Origin of the sequence: Parahaliea maris, from assembly GCF_008064665.1 — a bacterium.
In the GTDB taxonomy this organism is placed as follows: Bacteria; Pseudomonadota; Gammaproteobacteria; order Pseudomonadales; family Halieaceae; genus Parahaliea; species Parahaliea maris.
Genome location: NZ_VRZA01000001.1, coordinates 732681 through 753830 on the forward strand (window position 1 = coordinate 732681; position 21150 = coordinate 753830).

Annotated in this window: 17 protein-coding genes and 1 tRNA gene; 5 read left to right on the forward strand and 13 right to left on the reverse strand. The window is 62.6% G+C overall.

Annotated features, from left to right (window positions below):
• Positions 1-6: 6 nt before the first annotated feature.
• The 7 genes from FV139_RS03250 to FV139_RS03280 form a co-directional block, all read right to left on the reverse strand.
• Positions 7-1134: an acyl-CoA dehydrogenase family protein gene (locus FV139_RS03250; protein WP_148066783.1), complete on the reverse strand. Its 1128-nt coding sequence runs from the start codon at positions 1132-1134 to the stop codon at positions 7-9.
• Between the two features lie 27 nt (positions 1135-1161).
• Positions 1162-2343 (reverse strand): acyl-CoA dehydrogenase family protein, encoded by a 1182-nt coding sequence (locus tag FV139_RS03255; RefSeq protein ID WP_148066784.1) that lies wholly within the window; start codon positions 2341-2343, stop codon positions 1162-1164.
• A 390-nt stretch (positions 2344-2733) separates the two neighbouring features.
• Complete coding sequence (locus tag FV139_RS03260) at positions 2734-2973, reverse strand: formate dehydrogenase subunit delta (RefSeq protein ID WP_213004008.1); 240 nt, start codon at positions 2971-2973, stop codon at positions 2734-2736.
• Positions 2970-3857, reverse strand: coding sequence for a formate dehydrogenase accessory sulfurtransferase FdhD (gene fdhD, locus FV139_RS03265; protein WP_235898505.1), 888 nt, complete (start codon positions 3855-3857; stop codon positions 2970-2972). The genes FV139_RS03260 and fdhD overlap by 4 nt, the downstream gene beginning before the upstream one ends.
• Positions 3854-6772 (reverse strand): formate dehydrogenase subunit alpha, encoded by a 2919-nt coding sequence (gene fdhF, locus FV139_RS03270; protein ID WP_148066785.1) that lies wholly within the window; start codon positions 6770-6772, stop codon positions 3854-3856. Before fdhF ends, fdhD begins: the two co-directional genes overlap by 4 nt.
• A gap of 1 nt (position 6773) precedes the next feature.
• Positions 6774-8324 (reverse strand): formate dehydrogenase beta subunit, encoded by a 1551-nt coding sequence (locus FV139_RS03275; RefSeq protein WP_148066786.1) that lies wholly within the window; start codon positions 8322-8324, stop codon positions 6774-6776.
• Positions 8325-8338: 14 nt separating this feature from the next.
• The gene (locus FV139_RS03280) at positions 8339-8830 is read right to left on the reverse strand and encodes a formate dehydrogenase subunit gamma (protein ID WP_148066787.1); all 492 of its coding nucleotides are present in this window, start codon (positions 8828-8830) and stop codon (positions 8339-8341) included.
• Between the two features lie 123 nt (positions 8831-8953).
• On the opposite strand from FV139_RS03280, the gene FV139_RS03285 reads away from it, so the two are divergent.
• Positions 8954-10036 (forward strand): substrate-binding domain-containing protein, encoded by a 1083-nt coding sequence (locus FV139_RS03285; protein WP_148066788.1) that lies wholly within the window; start codon positions 8954-8956, stop codon positions 10034-10036.
• A gap of 52 nt (positions 10037-10088) precedes the next feature.
• Here the strand turns inward: FV139_RS03285 and FV139_RS03290 are convergent, their stop codons facing one another.
• Positions 10089-12332 carry a TonB-dependent receptor gene (locus tag FV139_RS03290; protein WP_148066789.1) on the reverse strand — a complete coding sequence of 748 codons (2244 nt, stop codon included), beginning with the start codon at positions 12330-12332 and terminating at the stop codon, positions 10089-10091.
• Positions 12333-12693: 361 nt separating this feature from the next.
• On the reverse strand, positions 12694-14499 hold the full coding sequence (locus FV139_RS03295; protein ID WP_148066790.1) for a cation:proton antiporter: 1806 nt from the start codon (positions 14497-14499) through the stop codon (positions 12694-12696).
• Positions 14500-14711: 212 nt separating this feature from the next.
• On the opposite strand from FV139_RS03295, the gene FV139_RS03300 reads away from it, so the two are divergent.
• Entirely contained in the window at positions 14712-15623 is a 912-nt protein-coding gene (locus tag FV139_RS03300; protein ID WP_148066791.1) for an NAD-dependent epimerase/dehydratase family protein, read from the forward strand.
• 63 nt (positions 15624-15686) lie between these two features.
• On the opposite strand, the gene FV139_RS03305 is transcribed toward FV139_RS03300, so the two are convergent.
• Positions 15687-16598 (reverse strand): DUF3014 domain-containing protein, encoded by a 912-nt coding sequence (locus FV139_RS03305; RefSeq protein ID WP_148066792.1) that lies wholly within the window; start codon positions 16596-16598, stop codon positions 15687-15689.
• A 193-nt stretch (positions 16599-16791) separates the two neighbouring features.
• On the opposite strand from FV139_RS03305, the gene FV139_RS03310 reads away from it, so the two are divergent.
• The 3 genes from FV139_RS03310 to pepF are packed head-to-tail and all read left to right on the forward strand — an operon-like array spanning position 16792 to position 19915.
• Positions 16792-17121: a type 1 pili tip component gene (locus tag FV139_RS03310; RefSeq protein WP_148066793.1), complete on the forward strand. Its 330-nt coding sequence runs from the start codon at positions 16792-16794 to the stop codon at positions 17119-17121.
• A 24-nt stretch (positions 17122-17145) separates the two neighbouring features.
• Positions 17146-18006, forward strand: coding sequence for an SDR family NAD(P)-dependent oxidoreductase (locus tag FV139_RS03315; RefSeq protein WP_148066794.1), 861 nt, complete (start codon positions 17146-17148; stop codon positions 18004-18006).
• A 31-nt stretch (positions 18007-18037) separates the two neighbouring features.
• A complete protein-coding gene (gene pepF, locus FV139_RS03320; protein WP_148066795.1) occupies positions 18038-19915 on the forward strand; it encodes an oligoendopeptidase F in 1878 nt (625 codons plus the stop codon).
• 40 nt (positions 19916-19955) lie between these two features.
• Here pepF and FV139_RS03325 read toward each other — a convergent pair whose 3' ends face one another.
• From FV139_RS03325 to FV139_RS03335, 3 genes are all read right to left on the reverse strand, one after another.
• Positions 19956-20456, reverse strand: a complete 501-nt coding sequence (locus FV139_RS03325; RefSeq protein WP_148066796.1) for an SRPBCC family protein — start codon at positions 20454-20456, stop codon at positions 19956-19958.
• Between the two features lie 67 nt (positions 20457-20523).
• Positions 20524-20597 (reverse strand) — tRNA-Gly (locus FV139_RS03330).
• Between the two features lie 92 nt (positions 20598-20689).
• The gene (locus FV139_RS03335) at positions 20690-21148 is read right to left on the reverse strand and encodes a nuclear transport factor 2 family protein (protein WP_148066797.1); all 459 of its coding nucleotides are present in this window, start codon (positions 21146-21148) and stop codon (positions 20690-20692) included.
• Positions 21149-21150 lie beyond the last annotated feature (2 nt).

Sequence of the window (21150 nt, forward strand, 5' to 3'; positions counted from 1 at the left end):
CTGGTCTCAGAATCCGCCGAGGCGGGCGAAGCGGTCAAGGTGGTAGTTATAGTCGCCAAAGGTGTGCTGGGCCACCCGGGCGCGCTTGAGGAAGAAGCCGATTTCGTGCTCGTCGGTCATACCGATGCCACCGTGCATCTGCACCGCTTCGTTACTGGCGCGCTGGGCTACTTCGCAGAGTTTGGCCTTGGCTGCGCTGGCCAGCTGAGGCAGGTTGTCGGCCCCTTCATCGATCGCCTGCAGTGCCTTGAGCACAATCGAACGCGCCAGTTCCAGCTCGGCAAAGAGTTCCGCGGCGCGGTGCTGCAAGCCCTGGAAGCTACCGATGATACGTCCGAACTGTTTGCGTTCCTGCAGGTAGACGACGGTGCGTTCGAAGGCCTCCGCCGACAGTCCCAGCAGTTCGGCGGCAAGGCCGATATTGGCGATATCCAGGGTGCGTTCGAGGGCGGGCCCGGCCTCTCCGGCCGCCCCCAGCAGGGCATCGGCGGGCACCGTCACATTATCCAGCTGCAGTGCACCAGCAGCCCGGCTGTCGACCATGGAGCGCCGCTCCACGGTGAGACCTGCCGCGTCGGCCGGCACCACGAAAACGGAAAGGCCACCGTCGGCTTCCACCCGCGCCACCACCAGGAAATGTCGGGCACTCGGTGCGTCGAGGACCAGCACCTTGCTGCCGGACAGCACATAACTGTCGCCCTCACGCCGGGCGCTGGTGGTTACCTGTTCCGGAGCGTGATGCGGCCCTTCCTGCAGGGCCAGGCTGAGCAGGGCCTCGCCGCCGGCAATCGCCGGCAGCCACTGCTGTTTCTGGGCCTCGGTGCCCAGTTCATTGATCAGCGTCGCCGCCACCAACACGGACGATTCCAACGGCGAATTGCTGAGGTGCCGTCCCACCTGCTCCAGCACCAGGCCGAGGCCGGTGTAGCCGTAACCCAGCCCGCCAAACTCCTCGGGAATCGCAATACCGGCCCAGCCCATCCCGGCCATTTCCTGCCATACGGCTGCGTCGTAACCCGCCTCACTGCCGCTGTCGCGCAGCGCTCGCAGTTGCGGCACGCCGGCCTTCTCCGCCAGGAACCCGGCCGCGGAGTCCTTCAGCATGATCTGTTCTTCGTTCAATACCAGTGCCATGACTAATCCTCTCTTCCTCTATGCGGCTCAAGCGTCCGGCAGGCCAAGCACGCGCTTGGAAATAATGTTCAACTGGACTTCGGTGGTCCCCCCTTCAATGGAGTTACCCTTGGAGCGCAGCCAGTCACGACTCAGCTGGCCGCCGTCATACACTTCACCCTCCCAACCCAGGGCGGCTTCACCCTGTACCGCCAGATTCAGCTCGTTGCGGCGCTTGTTCAGCTCGGTACCGTAGTACTTGAAGATCGATGACGCGGCGCCCAGGCCCTGCCCGGCCTTGGCCTCATCGCCAACCCGGGCCATGGTGTAAGCAAACACCAGCGCATCCAGCTGATACTGGGCAATATTCTGACGCAGGACGCCATTGGCCAGACGCCCACTGGCATCGGCGCCGACAGTCTGCACGGCCCGCTGGCCGAGGGATTCCCGAGACATGGTGCCAAAGCTGGAGATCATTTCCCGCTCGTGAGTCAGCAGATATTTGGCGATGGTCCAGCCCTTGCCCTCTTCACCGATAAGGTTCTTCTTCAGCGCTTTCGCGTCGTCGAAGAAGGTCTCACAGAAAGGCGATGAGCCGCTGATCAGTTTGATCGGTTTCACCGTCACACCTGGCTGGTCCATATCGAACAGCACAAAGCTGATGCCCTCGTGCTTGCTACCGGAATTGTCGGTGCGCACCAGGCAGAAGATCCAGTCGGCCTTGTCGGCGTAGGAGGTCCAGATTTTCTGGCCATTGATGATGTAGTGATCACCCTGGTCGTCGGCGCGGGTTTGCAGGCTGGCAAGGTCGGAACCGGCATTGGGCTCGGAATAGCCCTGGCACCAGCGAATCTCGCCGCGCACGATGGGCGGCAGGTGTTCCTTTTTCTGCTCCTCGGTACCGAACTGGAGCAGGGCCGGGCCGAGCATGGAGATGCCAAAGCTGTCCAGTGGACGCCTGGCACTGATGCGTTGCATCTCCTGCGCCAGGATCTTCGCTTCCTCCTTGTCGAGGCCGCCACCGCCATACGCCGCCGGCCAGGTCGGCACCGTCCAGCCGCGCTCGGCCATGCGGTCGCACCACAGTTTCTGGTCCGGATGCTTTATCTCGGGCGTACGCCCGCCAGTGTAGATATCCTCGAAGCCCCGGGCCGGGGTACGCATGGACTGGGGGCAGTTCTCCTCCAGCCAGGCCCGGGTCTCGGCGCGAAATTGTTCCAGGTCACTCACGGTGGCACCTCTTGTGATGTCGGTGGTTAAGGAAGGCAGAGCCTCAGCCAGCATAGTCAATCCCGTCAGTCTCGCCGCGGGAAACTACCGGGCAGCAGCGATCTGCTGAAAATTTCGGATTTGAACTTACAGTATGTTTTGCTGGCGCGCAAGTATCCCCTTGGCGTTAGCTACCTGACCCACCAGGAAGAACGGCGATTTACATTACCAATGAGACGGGGTTTGCGCTGGCCCACTTTGTAGAACCGAAACGCCGCAGCAAGCCGCTGTGTTGCGGACAGGGTTATAGGAGTACGGTGCGCCAACCACTTACGGGCGCGCAGTGTGGGAATTAAAGAGACTCTGTATTCGCCCACCCCCTGAAGCCGAGGCAGGCAAGGTCGTGGAGGCTTACGGTATCACCGCGTCAGCAGCGAGTATCTCCGCAGCCAAGGCGCTGACCGGATTGAGGCCGGCACTATCGCCAGCGGCATACTCGATCAGCTGCTCGCGCATGCCGCGACTCCAGAAACGCCGCAGGTGGCTTGCCACCCGCTCGGCTGCTTCGTGTTCACCGCCCGGCCCGTGCTCCAGGTTTACTGCAATCTGGTTGGCCATATGGACCAGGCTTTGCATCTGCGTGCGGCTCACTCCTCATCCTCCCGGCGCTGCCGTCCCTCTGCGGTCCGGAAACCGTTGTAGATGACATGACGCCCCTGTCGGGCAAAGCCAATCAACAGCTGGCCCGATTGCCGCGCCTCCTCAATCGCCAGCGACGTGGGGGCAGATACGGCCACCAGGGCACCGATGCCGACGGCACAGCTTTTATGCACCATTTCATAACTGGCGCGGCTGGAAATCAGGGCAAAGCCGTCACTGCCCAGCCGCCCGTGGCGGGCCAGGAAGCCAACCAGTTTGTCGAGGGCGTTGTGTCGCCCTACATCCTCGCTGACTTTTTCGATCGTGCCGTCCAGACGGCACCAGGCGGCCGCGTGGGTCGCACCGGTTTCAGCCTGCAGCGGCTGGAAGGACTGCAGTTGGCCCAGGGCTTTCTGCACGGCCGCGTCGGTCAGTACCGGTGCCGTTACCTGCGCCACAGGGCCCATCGCCTGCGCCAGGGATTCGGCACCGCAAAGCCCGCAGCCCGTACGACCGGCCAGGTTGCGGCGGCGCTCCCGCAAGCCCGCCATACGCTCCGCAGCAATCTCGAGTTCGAGGCTGATGCCGCGATCCCTGGCTTGTACGTCGCAGCTGTAGAGCTCTTCGGGCTTGCTGATAATGCCCTCGGTCAGGCTAAAACCCAGTGCGAACGCTTCAAGCTCCGACGGAGTCGCCATCATCACCGCGTGGGAAACGCCGTTATAGACCAGCGCGACCGGCATTTCCTGGGCGATCTGGTCCTCTCCGAGCCTGCGGTCGCTGGCATGGTGCTCGCGGACATCCACGGTGGCCGTCAACGCCGAACCACCGGCGTGCGCCCCCTGCCCCATACCTGGCAGGGGCTTTATCTTTCCGGCTTCACCAAAGCGGCTCATAGTTCGGCCTTCTGTGGCTGTACCTGGGGTGACTGTGCCTCACGGGAATCACGCGAGCGCTTGCCGCGGTGCAACTCCCGCTGGTGACGATCAAAGGCCTGGAAACGCTGCTGCCACTCCGAAGGCTGGCTGACCTTTTCCACCTGCACCGCCGTGACCTTGTACTCGGGGCAATTGGTGGCCCAGTCGGAACTGTCGGTGGTGATGACGTTTGCCCCGCTGCCGGGATGGTGGAACGTTGTGTAGACCACGCCCACCGGAATGCGGTCGCTGATGCGCGCGCGCAGTACGGTCTGTCCGGCACGGCTGGTGATACCCAGCCAGTCGCCATCGCGCACGCCGCGCAATTCCGCGTCTTCGGGGTGCAGTTCCAGGATGTCCTCGTCGTGCCACTGCTGGTTGTGGGTGCGGCGGGTCTGGGCACCCACGTTGTATTGGGACAGGATGCGGCCTGTGGTCAGCAGCAGCGGAAAACGCCGGGTGGCGCGCTCGTCGGTGGGAATAAATTCAGTCACTGCGAAGCGCCCCTGACCAATGGGGAAATCCTGCTCATGCATGATGGGCGTGCCATCCGGATGCGCATCATTGCAGGGCCACTGGATACTGCCCAGGCGCTCCAGCTTGTCGTAGCTGACCCCCGTAAAACTGGGCGTCAGGCTGGCGATCTCATCCATGATCTCGGACGGGTGGCGGTAGTGCATGGGATAGCCCAGGGCGTTCGCCAGGTCCACGGTGACTTCCCAGTCCTGCTTGCCCGCCAGCGGCGTCATCACCTTGCGCACCCGGTTGATGCGACGCTCGGCGTTGGTGAAGGTGCCGTCTTTTTCCAGGAAAGAAGAGCCGGGCAACAGCACGTGAGCGTATTTCGCCGTCTCGTTGAGGAAGATGTCCTGCACGATCAGGCAGTCCAGTGAGCGCAGGGCCGCTTCCACATGCTGGGTGTTCGGGTCCGACTGGGCGATATCCTCGCCCTGTACATACAGCGCCTTGAACTGCCCGGCCAGAGCCGCATCGAACATGTTGGGGATACGCAGGCCCGGCTCGTCATCCAGTTGCACGCCCCAGGCGGCCTCGAAGCGCGCCCGCACCTGGGCATCGGACACGTGCTGGTAACCGGGCAATTCGTGGGGGAAGGAGCCCATGTCACAGGAGCCCTGGACATTGTTCTGGCCGCGCAGGGGATTTACCCCGACACCTTCGCGGCCGATGTTGCCGGTAGCCATGGCCAGGTTGGCAATGCCCATCACCATGGTGGAGCCCTGGCTGTGCTCGGTTACGCCCAGGCCGTAATAGATCGCTCCATTACCCGCCCGGGCATAGGTGCGCGCGGCCTGGCGGACCAGGTCAGCGGGCACCCCGGTGATGGCCTCGGTGGCCTCCGGTGAATTGCGCTGCTGGCTGATGAAATCGCGCCAGGCCCCATAGGCTGACGCGTCGCAGCGCCGGGCGATGAAGTCGGTGTCTTCGAGCCCCTCGGTCACCACCACATGTGCCAGGGCATTGACCATGGCCACGTTGGTACCCGGCTGCAGGGCCAGGTGCTGCGCGCCGCCCCGGTGGGGGGTGGCGAGCAGGTCGATGCGACGCGGGTCGATCACGATCAGTTCGGCCCCCTCGCGCAATCGTCGGCGCAATTGCGAGCCAAACACGGGGTGGGCGTCGGTAGGATTGGCGCCAATCACCACAATGACGTCTGCCGCCATCACCGAGTCGAAGGTCTGGGTGCCCGCGGACTCTCCCAGGGTGGTTTTCAGGCCATAACCCGTAGGTGAATGGCACACTCTGGCGCAGGTATCGGTGTTGTTGTTGCCGAAGCCCGCACGCACCAGTTTCTGCACCAGGTAGGTCTCTTCATTGGTGCAGCGGGAGGAGGTAATACCGCCAATGCTGTCGCGGCCATATTCGTCCTGGATGGCCCTGAGCCGGCTGGCGGCAAAACTGATCGCCTCCTCCCAGCCGACCGGGCGCCAGGGCTGGTCGATGGAGTCGCGGATCATCGGCTGGCGCAGGCGGTCCGGGTGGGTGGCATAACCGAAGGCAAAGCGCCCCTTCACACAGGAGTGGCCATGGTTGGCCGCCCCACCTTTCCAGGGTGTCATGCGCACGACGGTTTCGCCCTGCATTTCCGCCTTGAAGGAACAGCCAACGCCACAGTAGGCGCAGGTGGTAATGGCACTGTGGGTGGGCTGCCCCGCCTCGATCACGCTCTTCTCCATCAGCGTGGCCGTGGGACAGGTCTGCACGCAGGCGCCGCAGGATACGCATTCGGAATCGAGGAAAGCCTCCCCGCCAGCGGCGGCCACCTTGGATTCGAAGCCGCGCCCGTCGATAGTCAGGGCAAAGGTGCCCTGGACTTCCTCGCAGGCGCGCACGCAGCGGGAGCAGACAATGCACTTGCTCGGGTCGAAGGTGAAGTAGGGATTGCTCTCGTCCTTTTCCGCAGACAGGTGATTGGCGCCGGCGAAACCGTAGCGCACTTCCCGCAACCCGACCGCCCCCGCCATATCCTGCAGCTCGCAGTCGCCATTGGCGGGACAGGTCAGGCAGTCGAGGGGGTGGTCGGATATGTACAGCTCCATGATGTTGCGGCGCAGGGTGGCAACCCGCTCGGTGCGGGTGTGGACTTCCATGCCCTCTTCCACCGGTGTGGTGCAGGCGGCGGGCAGGCCCTTTTTGCCCTCGATCTGTACCGCGCACAGCCGGCAGGAGCCGAAGGCCTCGAGGTTGTCGGAGGCACACAGCTTGGGAATGGTGATGCCCGCCAGGCTGGCGGCGCGCAGTACCGAGGTGCCCGCAGGCACCGGAACCTCGACCCCGTCGATGGTCAGGGTGACGGTTTCCGCACTCACACTGGGGGGCGTGCCGTAGTCCTTCTCGGGGTCGAGCGCTTGTTGGGGATCGTAATAGGCGAGCATGTCAGTCTCTCCGGGCTGCGCCGGGCGCCAGGTCGTCGGCAAAATGGCGGGTAACGCTCTGCACGGGGAACGGCGTCATGCCGCCCATCGCGCACAGGGACCCATCTATCATGGTAGTACACAAGTCTTCGAGTAATTCGAGGTTGGCCTCGGGTGACTCGCCAGCGCGGATGCGGTCGATCACCTCTACACCGCGGGTCGAGCCAATTCGGCAGGGCGTGCACTTGCCGCAGGACTCCACCGCGCAGAACTCCATGGCAAAACGGGCCTGCTCTCCCATATCCACGCTGTCGTCGAACAGCACGACACCGCCGTGGCCGAGCATGGCCCCCACTTCTGCGAACGCCTCATAGTCCAGCGGCGTATCCCACAGGGATTCCGGCAGGTAGGCGCCCAGCGGCCCGCCGACCTGTACCGCTTTCAGGGGTCTGCCGCTGAGGGTGCCGCCGCCGAAGTCCTCGATCAGTTGTCGCAGGGTCACGCCGAAAGCCAGCTCGACCAGGCCGCCACGCTCGACGTTGCCGGCAAGCTGGGCAGTCAGGGTGCCGCGTGAGCGGCCCTGGCCACAGGCCGCATAAGCCTCTGGCCCGCGCTCGAGGATATAGGGCACCGCCGCCAGCGACAGCACGTTGTTCACCACCGTCGGGCGACCAAGGAAGCCCTCGATGGCCGGCAGGGGCGGCTTGACCCGGACCATGCCGCGCTTGCCTTCGAGGCTGTCCAGCAGGGCGGTTTCCTCGCCGCAGATATAGGCGCCGGCGCCCAGCCGCACCTCGAGCGCAAAGGCCCGGCCCGAGCCACAGACATCCGCCCCAAGGTAACCGGCCTCAACGGCCCGCTCGATCGCCGCATTCAATCGGTGCAGGGCCAGCGGGTATTCCGAGCGCAGGTAGATATAGCCCTCGGTTGCACCCACCGCGAGCCCGGCGATGACCATGCCTTCGATCAGCAGGTAGGGATCGCACTCCATCACCAGGCGGTCGGCAAAGGTGCCGGAGTCACCTTCGTCGGCGTTGCAAACGATGTATTTCTGGCCGGCGCCGGCGTCGAGCACCGTTTGCCATTTGATACCGGTGGGGAAGGCCGCGCCGCCACGGCCGCGCAGGCCGGACTCGGTCACCTGCTGGACGATGGCTTGCGGCGACAGCGCCACGGCCCGGCGCAGGCCGGCGAAACCACCGCCCGCCTCATAGGCCGATAGCGACAGGGGGTCAGCGACGCCGATCCGGCTGAAAGTGAGCCGCTGCTGCTGCGCCAGGTAGGGTATTTCCTCGGTGGGACCAAGACAGAGGGGGTGGTCCTGCGCGCCCTCGAGCAATCCCGCCTCGAGCAGGCCCGGCAGATCTTCCGGGGTGACCGGGCCGTAGGCGATGCGACCAGCGCCGGTCTCTACTTCGATCATGGGTTCCAGCCAGAACAGGCCCCGGGAACCATTGCGTACCAGTTCCGGCGGCTGTTCCAGTGACGCCAGTACGGCGCTGATGTCACTGGCGATCTCGTCAGCCCCCAGCGACAGTGCCGTCGTTTCGCTGGGCACGTAAATTCGGGTCATTGCTTTGCCTGACATCATCCCCGCACCTCAACGACCTGGGTCTGCAGGTCGTCCAGCAGTTGGTCTGCGCGCTCGGGCGAAACCCGTCCGTACACCCTGTCACCGATGCGTACCGACGGGCCGCAGGCGCAATTGCCAAGACAGTACACCGGCTCAAGAGTCACAGCGCCATCCGCGCTGGTCTGGTGATAGTCCACACCCAGGCGTTGTTTGACGTGCGCTTCAAGCGCGCGCGCACCGGCTGCCTGGCAGGCTTCGGCACGGCACAGCTGCAATACCGCGTCGCCCGGGGGCGTGCGCCGGAAGTGGTGGTAGAAACTGACCACCCCCGCCACTTCGGCGACGGTCTGCGACAGCGCGCCGGCGATCGGGGCCAGGGCGCTCTCGGGGATAAAGCCGAAATCGTCCTGCAGGGCGTGGAGCAGGGGCAGCAATGCACCCGGCCGCTCCCGGTGCGCCGCAATATGTTGCTGCACACGCGCATCCGTTGGCGAAGTAAAGGTCACGGCAGGCCTCGGACTGGGGCAACAATATATGCAATAAAATTCATATATAGATCAATGCAAAGGATTTATTGGCAGTTAAACTACCAGTATCCATTGCTAGACAAAATATGCAGTATATTGCCTATGAGACATCTACAACTTTCACCCGCGTGGTTCTTTACCGATGGCAGCGGCAGCCAGCTGGACCCGAAGCTGTTCGCCCTGCTGCGGGCCCTGCACCGCGACGGCAAGCTGACCGACGCCGCCCGGGACTGTGGCCTGTCCTATCGGCATGCCTGGAACCTGCTGCAGCAGTGGGGCGATTTCTTCCAGACCCCGCTGGTGGAAAAGCGACGGGGGCGCGGCACCCTGCTATCGCCCCTGGGGCACAAGCTGCTGTGGGCGGAACAGCGCGTTGCCGCCCGGCTCGAGCCGCAACTGGAAAGCCTGAGCCTGGAAATCAATGGCGAGATCGAACAGTTGCTGGAAGGCGCCAAACCCGCCCTGCGCCTGCACGCCAGCCACGGCTACGCCGTGGCCCTGCTGCCGCGCTTTTGCAGGGACCTGCAACTGGACCTGCAGTATTGCAGCCCCCACGACGCACTCGCGGCCCTGGAGCGCAACGCCTGCGATGTGGCGGGCTTCCATTTGCCGCTGGGAGTGGGTGACGATGTGGCGCGCAAAATACTCAGGAAACTCAGGCCGAGAAGTCATCGCGTTATCCAGTTCATCACCCGGCGACAGGGGCTGATGGTTCAGGCCGGCAACCCGAGTGAAATCCGCCAGTTGGCGGATCTGGCCGGGCGCGGGTTGCGCTTCATCAACCGCGAGCCCACTTCCGGCACCCGGGCTCTGCTGAACGTTCTGCTACAGGAAGCGCAGGTACGCAGCCGGGACATCGCGGGCTTCGAACAGGAAGAGTTCACCCATTCGGCAATCGCGGCCTACATCGCCGCCGGCATGGCCGATGCGGGCTTCGGCGTGGAGGCTGCAGCGCGCCAGTTTGGTCTCGACTTCATTCCTCTCGCCCAGGAGCATTACCTCATGGCCTGTCATCGAAAAAGCCTGGGGCACCCGGGGATACACGGTTTGTTGTCACTGCTCCGCGGCGACGACTTCCATGCCGCAGTAGAGGACCTGCCCGGTTACAGTGCCCGGTACTGTGGCAAGGTGATGACAGTAGACGAACTCCAGAAGCATATATACACACCTGATCAAGCGCTGTAGCGACCACAAAAAAACCCCGCCGGGGCGGGGTTCGATTTAGCGGCGCAGAGGCCTAGAACTTCAGCTTCAAATCCACGCCGTAGGTGCGCGGCGTGTTGTACTGGAAACCGAAATTGGACAGGTTGTAGACCACTTCCTCTTCATCGGTCAGGTTCTTGCCCCAGGCGGCAATGGTCAACCAGGTACCGCCAAGTTGCCAGTCGGTGAGCGCAATGCGGGCACCCATCAGGCCGAGCGATTCCACGGGCAGGCCCATGCCGGCCTGGGAAAACAGCTCGTCACGCCAGCCGTAATCCAGGTGGAAGTCGAGACTGGCGCCGCCGGCCAGTGGCAGGCTGTGATCCAGTGCAATCGAGTAGGCGTTGTCCGGCGCGAAGGGAACGAAGGTCGAGCCGGTAATGTCGGTGCCTCGCAAGTCCACAGCGCTGGCGGGGGGCCCCGAGAGCAGGAAGCTGTTGTCGGGCACGATCACCTTGTTGAGCTCGCTATCCAGATAGGCGTAGTTAAAGCTCACGGTGGTGTTATCACCCAGCAGGGCGATAACGTCCATCTCGAAACCCTGGTACTCCGCCTCGCCAGCGTTCACGTTCTCTACATAGGAGGCAAAGAGTGGCGGCCGGCCACTGATGGTCAGCACCAGGTCGTCGTAGTCGGTGACGAAGGCGGCGGCGTTGATCCGCAGGCGACGGTCCAGCAACTCGGACTTGAAGCCCACTTCGTAACTGACGTTATCCTCTTCAGCAAAGGTCAGGCTGAAGTCCAGGGTTCGCTCTCCCGAGCCGCCAGCGCGGTAACCCGTTGCCGTGCGGAAATACACGCTCATGTCATCGTTGATAGCGAAGTCCGCCACCAGGGTATAGTCGGTGCGGTCGTAATCCAGCTTGTTGGAGCCGGGGAAGAACTGGATGCTGGGGTTGGTCGGGTCTACACCGCGGGTGGCCTCACGCTCATCCTCGGTGTAGCGCAGCCCCGCGGTGAGGGACAGGCGGGAATCCAGGATATCCGGGGTAAAGGTCACCTGGCCGAATACCGCCTGGGATTCGAGGTCGGTATCGATGGTGTGGATACCCAGGTTGGTGCCTCCCAACAGGATCGAAGTCGACGCCAGTGGGTCTGCCAGCGCATCGAACGTGGGCGTCTGGATGGCATTGGTGAACTGCTCCTCCGCCTTGTCGCCATCTTCCTGGAAGTAGTAGTAGCCAAGGATATAGTCCAGGCGGTCGTCAAAGGCACTGCCCAGGGCCTGGAACTCCTGGCTGAAGGCCTCGGTCGACCAGTCCAGGGCGGTGGCAAAGAAGAGGGTATCGGACCAGTTCTGGATCGCATACTCGTCCATCTCCCGGTAACCGGTGATGGATTTCAGCGTCAGCTTGTCACTGACATCCCAGCTGACCGTCAGGTTGTGGCCTTCCTGCGTGGTATCGGATTCCGGCAGCACGTACTTGTAGGCACCACCGCCAAGGAAAAGATGACTGGTGCTCTCCTGGCGCTTGCTGGGGTCCTGCTGGTAGTAGGGCGCGGTGCTGTCGATTTCCGCGTGGTCGTAACTGTACTCCACGGTCAGGCTGTCCAGGGCGTCCCAGGCCACCGCCAGGCGATAGCCCTCCTGCTCCTTCTCGTAGAAGTCATTGGTGTCCTGCCCGGGCACCGGGTTGGGGCCCTTGTTCTCCACCCATCCGTCCATGCCGGAGGCGGAATAGCTCAGCTTGGTACGCAGGGTCGGTGCAATGGGCGCGTCGATGGTGATGCCACCGTCCCACTGGCCATAGTTACCGAAACCGCCTTCGATTTGCCCCTTGAACTCCTCGGCAGGTTTGCGGGTGATAAAGCTGATGGCGCCGGCGGAGGAGTTGCGGCCAAACAGGGTGCCCTGGGGCCCGCGCAAAATCTCCACCCGCTCCAGGTCCAGTACATCGATCGTTGCGCCGGAGGTACGCGCGATGTACACGCCGTCGATATAGACCCCTACGGGATTGTCGATAGTGAGTGTCTGGGAGTCGGTGTTGCCAAAGCCTCGAACGAACAGTGAGATATTACTGGTGGATGTCGGAAAATCGTAACTCTGCAGGCTCGGGGCCTGAATGCTGAGGTCACCGAGGGTCGCAATCCCCTGGGTTTCCAGCATCTCCTCGCTATAGGCGGCAACAGACAGCGGGGTGTCCTGCAGAGACTCCACCCGCTTCTGGGCGGTCACCACCACTTCCTCAAGCTGCGCAGCAACAGGCTGACTCAATACGGCCGATGCAACGGCCAGGGGAATAAGTTTCTGGGCCATGTTGTACATGGATTGCGGCATGGTATGCGCTCCTGTAATGATTTTTAGTTAGCACAATTATTCGCCGGCGCGGAGCCGAACATTTTTGTCTTGCGGCGTCACGACTATAGGCGATGACGCGGCGGTGATGCCTGTGACATTTTCACGCTTTCACACCACCGTCTTCCATTTGGCGCCCAATGAAACACTGGAGAGGTAACAAGCCACCAGCCCCTGGCAAGTACTTTTCCCGGCCCGGTATGGGAGGCCGATACCAGCCAGGCATGAATTTCCCCCCTGCCCTCAATTTGCCCCATTTGAGGGATGTGACATAACCGGGCCTGCGATTAACTGACCTGTGGATTCGGAAGTCGGAGTACGGCGGCAGCGGCAGCTGCAACCCTCAGTCGTCCCCCGAAGCCGTATCAGGAAGAAGTGACAGCACTGTACAACCGGCGGTGGGCTCCAGTACCTCTCCCGCCGTAAAGGGTGTGATCCAGCCCTTGCCGTCGATCACAAACAGCGGCAGGCAATCTTCCCCGTGTCGAACCCGGTACTGCTCCCAACCGAATTCCTCGGTCAGGCGGGTGCTGCGGATTTCCCAGCCGCGATTGATCAGGCGGATGACGTCGCCATAGGTCACGTCTTCGCCGAACAACTGGCTGCCCCGGTACCCCTGGCTGACCTGGTGTTTTTCCGACACCCGGCGCGAGAGGTCCGAAGCGAGGCGGTAGATGCGTCGGGCACCGAAGTCCTGGCGATAGTGGATGGCGGCAATGACATTCACGTAGCGCTGACGCGACATGGCCAGCAGCCCGCCCACACCAGACAGGTCGAGGTGTATTTCGGCGTGCTCCGACACCGGATTACCGTAGTAGGTTTCCAGCCCCGCCATGCGCGCGGTGCGGATATCCTCCCGGCTGGAATCCGCCAGCACGCAGCGGAAGTCGTGCTCCTTCAGGGCCTGCGCCACGGCCCTGGAAAAGGCGTTGGCACCCACGATCAGGAAGCCCCGGGGGGACGGCTCGGTCACCCCCAGGGCGCGGGCTACGAAACGGGCGGTCGCACTCTGCAGGACCACGGTACCGATAATCACCGTGAAGGTCAGCGGCACCAGCAAGGCGGCCTCTTCATAGCCAATCGCGATCAGGTTTTCCGCAAACAGCGCGGAGATTGCTGCAGCGACAATACCCCGGGGCGCTATCCACGCCAGCAGTCCGCGCTCGGGCCAGCTCACATCCATCCCCAGGGTGCTGACCAGGATCTTGGCCGGGCGCGCCAGGAGCTGGAGCACCGCCAGCAAAATCAGCGCCTGCCAGCCGATTTCGGCCAACTGGTCCAGGTTGATGCGGGCCGCCAGCACCACGAACAGCACCGATATCAGCAACAGGCTGAGATGCTCCTTGAAATTGAGGATGGGGTGGATATCCACATCCCGCTGGTTGGCCAGCCACATGCCCATCACGGTCACCGCGAGCAACCCGGACTCGTGCGCCAGCGCATTGGCGGCGCTGAATGACAGCAGCACGAGGCACAGGGTGGTCATGTTGTGCAGGTATTCCGGCAGCCAGTCACGCGACAGCAGCCGCCCCAGCACAAACCCGCTGGCCAGCCCCGCTACCAGTCCCACCGCAATCGTCTGAAAGAACAACAGCAATACGTGGCTGAAGGCCTCGCCCTCGCTGCTGGCGAGAATGAACTCGTAGGTCATCACGGCCATCAACGCCCCGATGGGGTCGATGGCAATGCCCTCCCAGCGCAGGATGTTGGCCACCTTGCGAGTGGGGCGGACCGAGCGCAGCATCGGCACGATGACTGTCGGTCCGGTCACGATCACCACAGCCCCGAACAGCGCGCTGATCTGCCAGGAAAAACGAAATATATAGTGGGTGGCCGCCGCCACGATCACCCAGGTGACCAGCGCACCGACGGAAATCATGCGCTGCACCACCTGGCTCACACCGCGGATCTCGGCGATGTTCAGGGTCAGGCTACCCTCGAACAGGATGATCGCCACCGACAGCGACACCATGGGCATCAGCAGGTCACCGAATACCGCATCCGGTTGCAGCCACCCGGATACCGGCCCCAGTACCAGGCCCGCCAGCAGCAGAAAGAGAATCGCCGGCAGGCGCACCCGCCAGGCCAGCCACTGGCACAGCGTCGCGATGAGTAAAACCAGGGCCAGGGACAGTTCGAGATAGGGCATGGGCGCTTCCGTTCGCAAGGCTGGGTAAGACTGTGTGGCAGCCGCCTATCGGGTGTCAACCGGCGCCGCTGCGACACCAAGCTGGCGTCGGGTACAAGTGGGTGAACTGATTGCTCGCGCGGGCCCTATCTGGCGGGACGCAGTCTGGGTAAGCTCGTCCTTCCCTGTTTTCAACCTGCAGAAATAGCACACAACAGAATAAGGAGAGCACAGTGAAAGTTATTGTTATCGGGGGCTCCGGCCTGATTGGTGGCGAAGCCGCACTCCACCTGGCCGAGTTGGGCCACGACGTCACCATCATGTCACGCAAGCCCCCCGTCGCACCCGCCCTGGCGGAACTGCCCTTCGTCGCTGGCGACTACATCAACGACGACCTCGGCGATGGCCGGCTGGCGGGTTTCGACGCCCTGGTGTTTTCCGCCGCAGCGGACATCCGCAATGTCCCCATGGACGGCTCCAGAACGCCTGAGGAGGTTTATCGCGAAGCCAACGATACCGCCGTACCCCGGGCTCTGGAAGCTGCCCGCGATGCCGGCATCTCCCGGGTGGTCTACATCGGTACGTTCTACCCACACGTTGCCGCACACCGTATCGGGGAGTGTCCCTATGTCACCTCCAGGGCCAATACCGACAAAGCCGTTCGCGCCCTCAACAGCGACACTTTCACTGTCTGCACCCTGGACCTGCCCTTCGTGCTGGGACACATTCCGGGCACCCAGGTACCGCACATCGGCGCGCTGGTGAACTATGCGGCGGGTAATATTCCGGACATGCCGGTGTTTGCGCCGAAGGGTGGCACCAACCACATTACATCGAAGTCGGTCGCCCAAGCCGTCGCCGGCGCCCTCGAGAACGGCGAGGGGGGCAAGGCCTACCTTATCGGTGATGAGAACCTGAGCTGGAAGGAATACCTCGAGCGCTGGTTCGCCGCGGCGGGCAACCCGACTGAACTGGAGGTCAGGGATGACATTGATCACCCCCTGCTGCCCAACGCGATCATGTTTGCGGGCGCCGGCGCCACGGTGAGCTACGATACCCCGGCAGAGATACGCGAGCGTCTGGGCAACTACGCGACCGGGCAAATAGACACCGCCATTGCCGAGGTCGTCCAGGCCTACCTCTAGAGAACCAACACTCCGCCCGCCTGGCAACAGGCGGGCGGTACCGCGCTTCAGCCTACCGGCTGACTATTGGTTGAGCAGCCCCGCCCGGATCTCACGCGCTTTTTCTTTCAGGCGCCGGGTATTATCCGGCCCCATTCGTAACAGCTGCTTCTGCAGAGGGCTCAGGTCCTCCAGTTGCGGATCGGCAAAGCTGTACATCACCGAGTCGTGTCGCAATTCCAGCGGCTCACTGAATTCCGGGGTGCCAATGATTCGGTCGAGGCTGCCAATCACGGCGTTGTCCAGGTCGCCTGCCGGCAGGCCGAGTTGGGCGTAGGCCTTTTCGTAAAGTGGCCGCAGGCTATGAAAACTGTCGACGATCGTCGCGGTGTCCAGTGCGACCACCGAGTCGACGTAGCTGTCGTAGCGCTCGTAACCGGCCAGGTCCATGAAGAGCGTGTCATCGACCACCTCGACCGGGAAGGGCTCACTGGGCGCCTTCATCGGCAGGATCTTGCGTAACAGCACACCGCGGCTGCCGCCATCCACCAGCGCAACCAGTCGGTCGAGCAGGTGGTCGCCCTCATTAAAGCCCTGCAACTCGCCAGCGGTTCCAACGGCCTGCAGTTGCTCCCGCATCAGTGGGTCACTGTCGCCGGGCTCTGGAAGTGGAGGCTCTGCCGGTACCGGTGCAACGACCATGTTGGGCTCTTCGGGAACTTCAACCTGCGTCACTTCGCGCGGGGGAATATCTTCCGCTGGCGGCGCGGGAGGCGTCGCCGCTACCGGCGGCGGAGCCTCCGGCACCGGCTCAGGGGTTTCTTTTTCACCACCCGGGTAAAACAGCAAAAAGAGCGCGACACCGATAACCACCACCAGCAATAGCGGCTTGACGGGAAACCCGCCCCTACCACCCCGGGACTCGTCTCCGTACTTGTCCTCGGGCATGGCACGCATGCTGTCGTCACTGTTATTTTCTGGCTCCGTTGTACTCATTCACGATCTCCTGCCTGTTTCAGGGATTCAGACCCCGCCCGGGTTGGGCCGGTTCCCCAACAGTAGCAAATCCGGCCCCATTACACACAGACAACAAGCATAGTCGATGCCGGGATTACCCACCGCTTGCGGCAGGCGTGCTAGGATGAAAAGAGGCGGCGCGAGGCCGCCAGCGACACAGTTGGAGGTAACGATGGACATCCGGGAACTGGTATCTCTCTGGGCACAGGAAGCTGGAGCCGAGATGGCCGAGGAGCGCTACAGTGTGCAACTTCCCCTTGCGGACGCTGCCAGAGTCGAAGCACTGGCTGAGATGTTTCCGCTGCGGACCCGGGAGCAGTTGATCACCGAACTGCTGTCAGCTGCACTCGATGACGTGGTATCTCACCTGCCTTATATCGAAGGCAACAAGGTCATCGCCCACGACGAAGAAGGCGATCCAATCTATGAAGACGTGGGGCTCACGCCCCGCTACCTGGAACTCACCCGGCAACACGCCGAAAAACTCAAGCAACAGGGCTGACGCCCCCGACAGGAAACACCGTACATGCCAGACAATAACAAATCCTTTCAATTCGACAACGCCGTGGTCTGGGTGACTGGAGCTTCCTCCGGCATCGGCGCTGCATTTGCCGTCGAGGCCGCCCGCCGGGGTGCCAGGCTGGTCCTGTCGGCCCGGCGTCCGGAACAACTGGCGGCTGTCCAACAGCAGTGTATCGACGCCGGTGCTGGTATGGAGGAGGTACTGGTGCTGCCGCTGGACGTGGAGGACGAGGCGGCCATGCCCGGTGCCGTTGGACGGGTGGTCGATTATTTTGGACGTATCGACCTGCTGCTGAACAACGCCGGCATGTCCCAGCGCTCACTGTGTGTCGACACCGACATGGCGGTCTACCGCAAGATCATCGCCGTAGACCTGCTGGGGCAGATTGCGCTGACCAAACAGGTGCTTCCGGTCATGGTACAGCAGGGCAGCGGAACCCTGGCTGTCACCTCCAGCGTGGCCGGCAAGGTGGGCTCGCCAATGCGCACGGGCTACTCTGCCGCCAAGCACGGGGTCATGGGCTTCTTCGACGCCCTGCGGGTGGAAGTGGCCCACCTGGGCCTGAACGTGACCACCATCGTACCCGGATCAATCCGCACCGCGGTTGGCCACAATGCCCTGACCGCAACCGGCGAACCCGTCGGCAAGGAGGACCCGGCCATCGAAGCGGGCATGGATGCCGCCACCTGTGCCCGCGTGATCGCTGACGGTTTCGCCAACGGCGTCGAGGAGATCGACGTCGGAGAGGGACCGGAAATGCAGCTGCTGGATCTCAAGCGCACGGACCCGACAGGCACATTCCGCCTGCTGGAGGACTGGGCAGCCGAGCTGCTGAAAGGCAATACCCCTCACCTCAATCAATAACCCCTGTCATCTTCAGCCAACGGAGAGCTCAATGCCGCTGAAACTCTTTTTGCGCCGGTCTGTACTGGCCCTGGCGCTCGGCGCCGTCACCCTGCCAGCCTTCCCCCAGGCCCGGGAGCGCGCCGACATTCCCGCCAAATACAAATGGGACCTGAGCGACATGTACGCCAGTACCGCAGCCTGGGAGGCTGACGTCAAACGCCTGCAGGACGCCATACCGGCAATTGAGAAGTATAAGGGCCACCTCGCAGATGACGGGGAAACCCTGCTGGCGGCCATCCGGGAGTCCGAGCAACTGTCACGCCTGCTGGGCCGGCTTTACGTTTACGCCGGACTCAAGTCCTTCGAAGACATGCGCGTGGGCGAGGACAGTGCGCGGTTTTCCCGTGCCCAGGGACTGAGTGCGGAGCTGCAGACCGCAACGGCATTCATGACCCCGGAACTGGTGGCCATCCCCGAAGACAAGTTGCTCGCGATGGTGGAGGCCACCCCCGGCCTGGATATCTACCGCCACTATCTCGATGAAGAGTCGCGCATGCGACCCTACACCCTCAGTGAGAAGGAGGAAACGCTGCTGGCCATGGCCTCGGACCCACTGGGCAAATTCAGCAGCGTTTTCGGTGCCCTCGATAACGCCGACCTCGAATTCGGCGAAATCGAGAACGACGAGGGAGAAACCGTGTCCCTGACCAAGGGCCTGTACGGCGCCGCCCTGACCAGCAAGGACCGGGCCTACCGGGAACGGGCGTGGAAATCCCTGTTCGCGGAGTACGAAAAGCACGGCAATATGCTGGCGGCCAACTATGAAGGCCACGTAAAAGGGCGGGTGTTCGCAGCGAAGGCACGAGGCTTTGATTCAGCCCTGCAAGCGGCAACCTACAGCAATGCTATTCCGGAATCGGTGTACACCAACCTGATTAGCGTCGCCCGGGAAAGCGCCGAGCCACTGCAGCGCTACCTGGAACTGCGCCGCAAACACCTGGGCTATGACACACTACAGGTGTGGGATATGTACGCCCCGATGGTCGACTCCACCTACGAGAACATCGACTTCGAAGACGCCAAGCGCATCGTCGCCGAGGCCCTCTCCCCCCTGGGGGACGAGTACCTGGCACTGTACTGGAAGGGTTTTGACGAAGGCTGGGTTGATGCCTTCGAGAGCAATGGCAAGCGCGGCGGAGCCTATTCCTGGGGCATGTATGACTCCAAGCCCTACCTGTCGATGAACTACGCGGGCACGCTGGGTGACGTCTCCACACTGGCACACGAGTACGGCCACTCCCTGCACTCGTATATGACGCGCAATACACAGCCCTACATCTACGGCAGTTACCGAATCTTTATTGCCGAAATCGCCTCCATGACCAACGAGGCCATCCTGTTCCAGAACATGCTGATCAAAGCGCAGACCCCGGCCGAGAAAGCCTACCTGCTGCAGCATTATCTCGACCAGTTCCGCGGTGGTTTTTTCCGCCAGGCGTCATTTGCCGATTTCGAAATGCAGGCCCATGCCAAGGTCGAAGCCGGTGAGGCACTGAACAAGGAAAGCCTGAATGCACTCTATGCCGACGTGTTCGCCACTTACTATGGCGACGCCGTCGAAGCTGACCCACTGAATGCCAGCGAATGGAGCCGGATTCCCCACTTCCTGCGCACCGACAACTTCTACGTGTATCAGTACGCCACGTCCTTCGTGGCAGCCAATGCACTGGCCCGGAAAATTCTGGAAGAGGGAGAGCCGGCGCGTGAGCGCTTCCTGGAGATGCTCCGCTCCGGCAACAACGACTACCCCATTGAACTGCTCCGGAAAGCGGGCGTTGACATGACGTCCCCGGAACCGATCCACGCGGCACTGGCGGTGTTCGAACAGATGGTCAGCGAACTCGAGACCACCCTGGCCAGCATGTAGTCCCCGAGCGCCCGGGGATTCCCCGGGCGCTCTGCAGGCACTATCGGGTATTTGCCTCGGCGGCAATGGCGTCCAGCATGCCGCCGTACATATCGGTCATGGCGGCAATCATCGTCTCGGGCTCAAGCCCCTCGATCGTAATGCCGGTAAAACCCGCCTCCCAGCGAGCCCGGGTCTTGCCCTCACCCGCGTCTTCGAGACTGGCCACCACGCGGTAGCCCTGCATCACATTCACGGCTCCCTCGAGCACCTCGTACTCAATGCTGTGCCGGTCGCTGTCCAGGGCGAGCAGTTTCTCTTCCACCGGCTGTTCGGCCCCCGGCATGAATACGCGGCGCACCTGGCCGACGCCCTCCCCGACCTGTTCCACGCGCTCTGCGCCATCGAACCAGTCCAGGTTGCCGAAATCCGCTACCACTGCCCAGACCTGCTCCAGCGGTGCCTCAAGGGTTTTTTCTACAGTAAAGGCGTAAATGGTATGACCCTCCTGATTATGGTTATGGTTATGGTTTATAAGACGCGGGGCGCTTGATGGGCTCATCAGCAAAAACAGTAAAAACGGGACCCACCCTGAACCCGCTGCCGACAAGCGTCGGAACAGAAAGGAATGGAGCGGGTAAGGGGAATCGAACCCCTCTCTCAAGCTTGGGAAGCTTGGGTAATACCACTATACGATACCCGCAATCTGAAAGGCGGCGCCGGGAAGCGTCTGCCCGCAGGCCGACATAATAACCACAGCACCCCCGGGAACGAAAGCCCTTGCTGACATCCCGGTCAAACTCCTTTGGCGGGCTGTTGGTAGTCGTACAGCAGATGGGCGGAACAGTCCCCCACCATATCGACCTGCATGGCCCGCTCACTGAATTCCCACTGGCCGTCGGGGCGCAAGCGAAAAGTGTCGGCGTAACGGCCACAGATAATCGCTTGCAGCGGCAGCGACTCGGTGGCCTGGAACACGGTGAAGGTACTGCGGGAAATAGCGCTGTCGCCCTCCACCTCGATGACGACGTTGGTGGTGACATGGCGCGTACGCGGCGTACCGGTCTCCGGGTAGATCCGGCAGGAAGCCCGGTACATGGCCAGAACCTCGTCGTAGCCCTCCTGTCGACTGTCGTGTGCTGGCGCGACAATGGCGGCGTGACGGAACAGCTCCGCCACACCTTCGAGGTCACCCGCATCAATGCGCTCAGCGTAACGGTAAATCAGGTTCTCGATGGCCCGGTAGGCGTCCACGG

What these genes read in the sequence shown, in the direction of transcription:
- FV139_RS03250 (WP_148066783.1), bottom strand. Translation starts at nt 1,134, where the DNA reads ATGGCACTGGTATTGAACGAAGAACAGATCATGCTGAAGGACTCCGCG.
- fdhD (WP_235898505.1), bottom strand. Translation starts at nt 3,857, where the DNA reads ATGAGCCGCTTTGGTGAAGCCGGAAAGATAAAGCCCCTGCCAGGTATG.
- fdhF (WP_148066785.1), bottom strand. Translation starts at nt 6,772, where the DNA reads ATGCTCGCCTATTACGATCCCCAACAAGCGCTCGACCCCGAGAAGGAC.
- FV139_RS03275 (WP_148066786.1), bottom strand. Translation starts at nt 8,324, where the DNA reads ATGACCCGAATTTACGTGCCCAGCGAAACGACGGCACTGTCGCTGGGG.
- FV139_RS03285 (WP_148066788.1), top strand. Translation starts at nt 8,954, where the DNA reads ATGAGACATCTACAACTTTCACCCGCGTGGTTCTTTACCGATGGCAGC.
- FV139_RS03290 (WP_148066789.1), bottom strand. Translation starts at nt 12,332, where the DNA reads ATGCCGCAATCCATGTACAACATGGCCCAGAAACTTATTCCCCTGGCC.
- FV139_RS03295 (WP_148066790.1), bottom strand. Translation starts at nt 14,499, where the DNA reads ATGCCCTATCTCGAACTGTCCCTGGCCCTGGTTTTACTCATCGCGACG.
- FV139_RS03305 (WP_148066792.1), bottom strand. Translation starts at nt 16,598, where the DNA reads ATGAGTACAACGGAGCCAGAAAATAACAGTGACGACAGCATGCGTGCC.
- FV139_RS03310 (WP_148066793.1), top strand. Translation starts at nt 16,792, where the DNA reads ATGGACATCCGGGAACTGGTATCTCTCTGGGCACAGGAAGCTGGAGCC.
- FV139_RS03315 (WP_148066794.1), top strand. Translation starts at nt 17,146, where the DNA reads ATGCCAGACAATAACAAATCCTTTCAATTCGACAACGCCGTGGTCTGG.
- pepF (WP_148066795.1), top strand. Translation starts at nt 18,038, where the DNA reads ATGCCGCTGAAACTCTTTTTGCGCCGGTCTGTACTGGCCCTGGCGCTC.
- FV139_RS03325 (WP_148066796.1), bottom strand. Translation starts at nt 20,456, where the DNA reads ATGAGCCCATCAAGCGCCCCGCGTCTTATAAACCATAACCATAACCAT.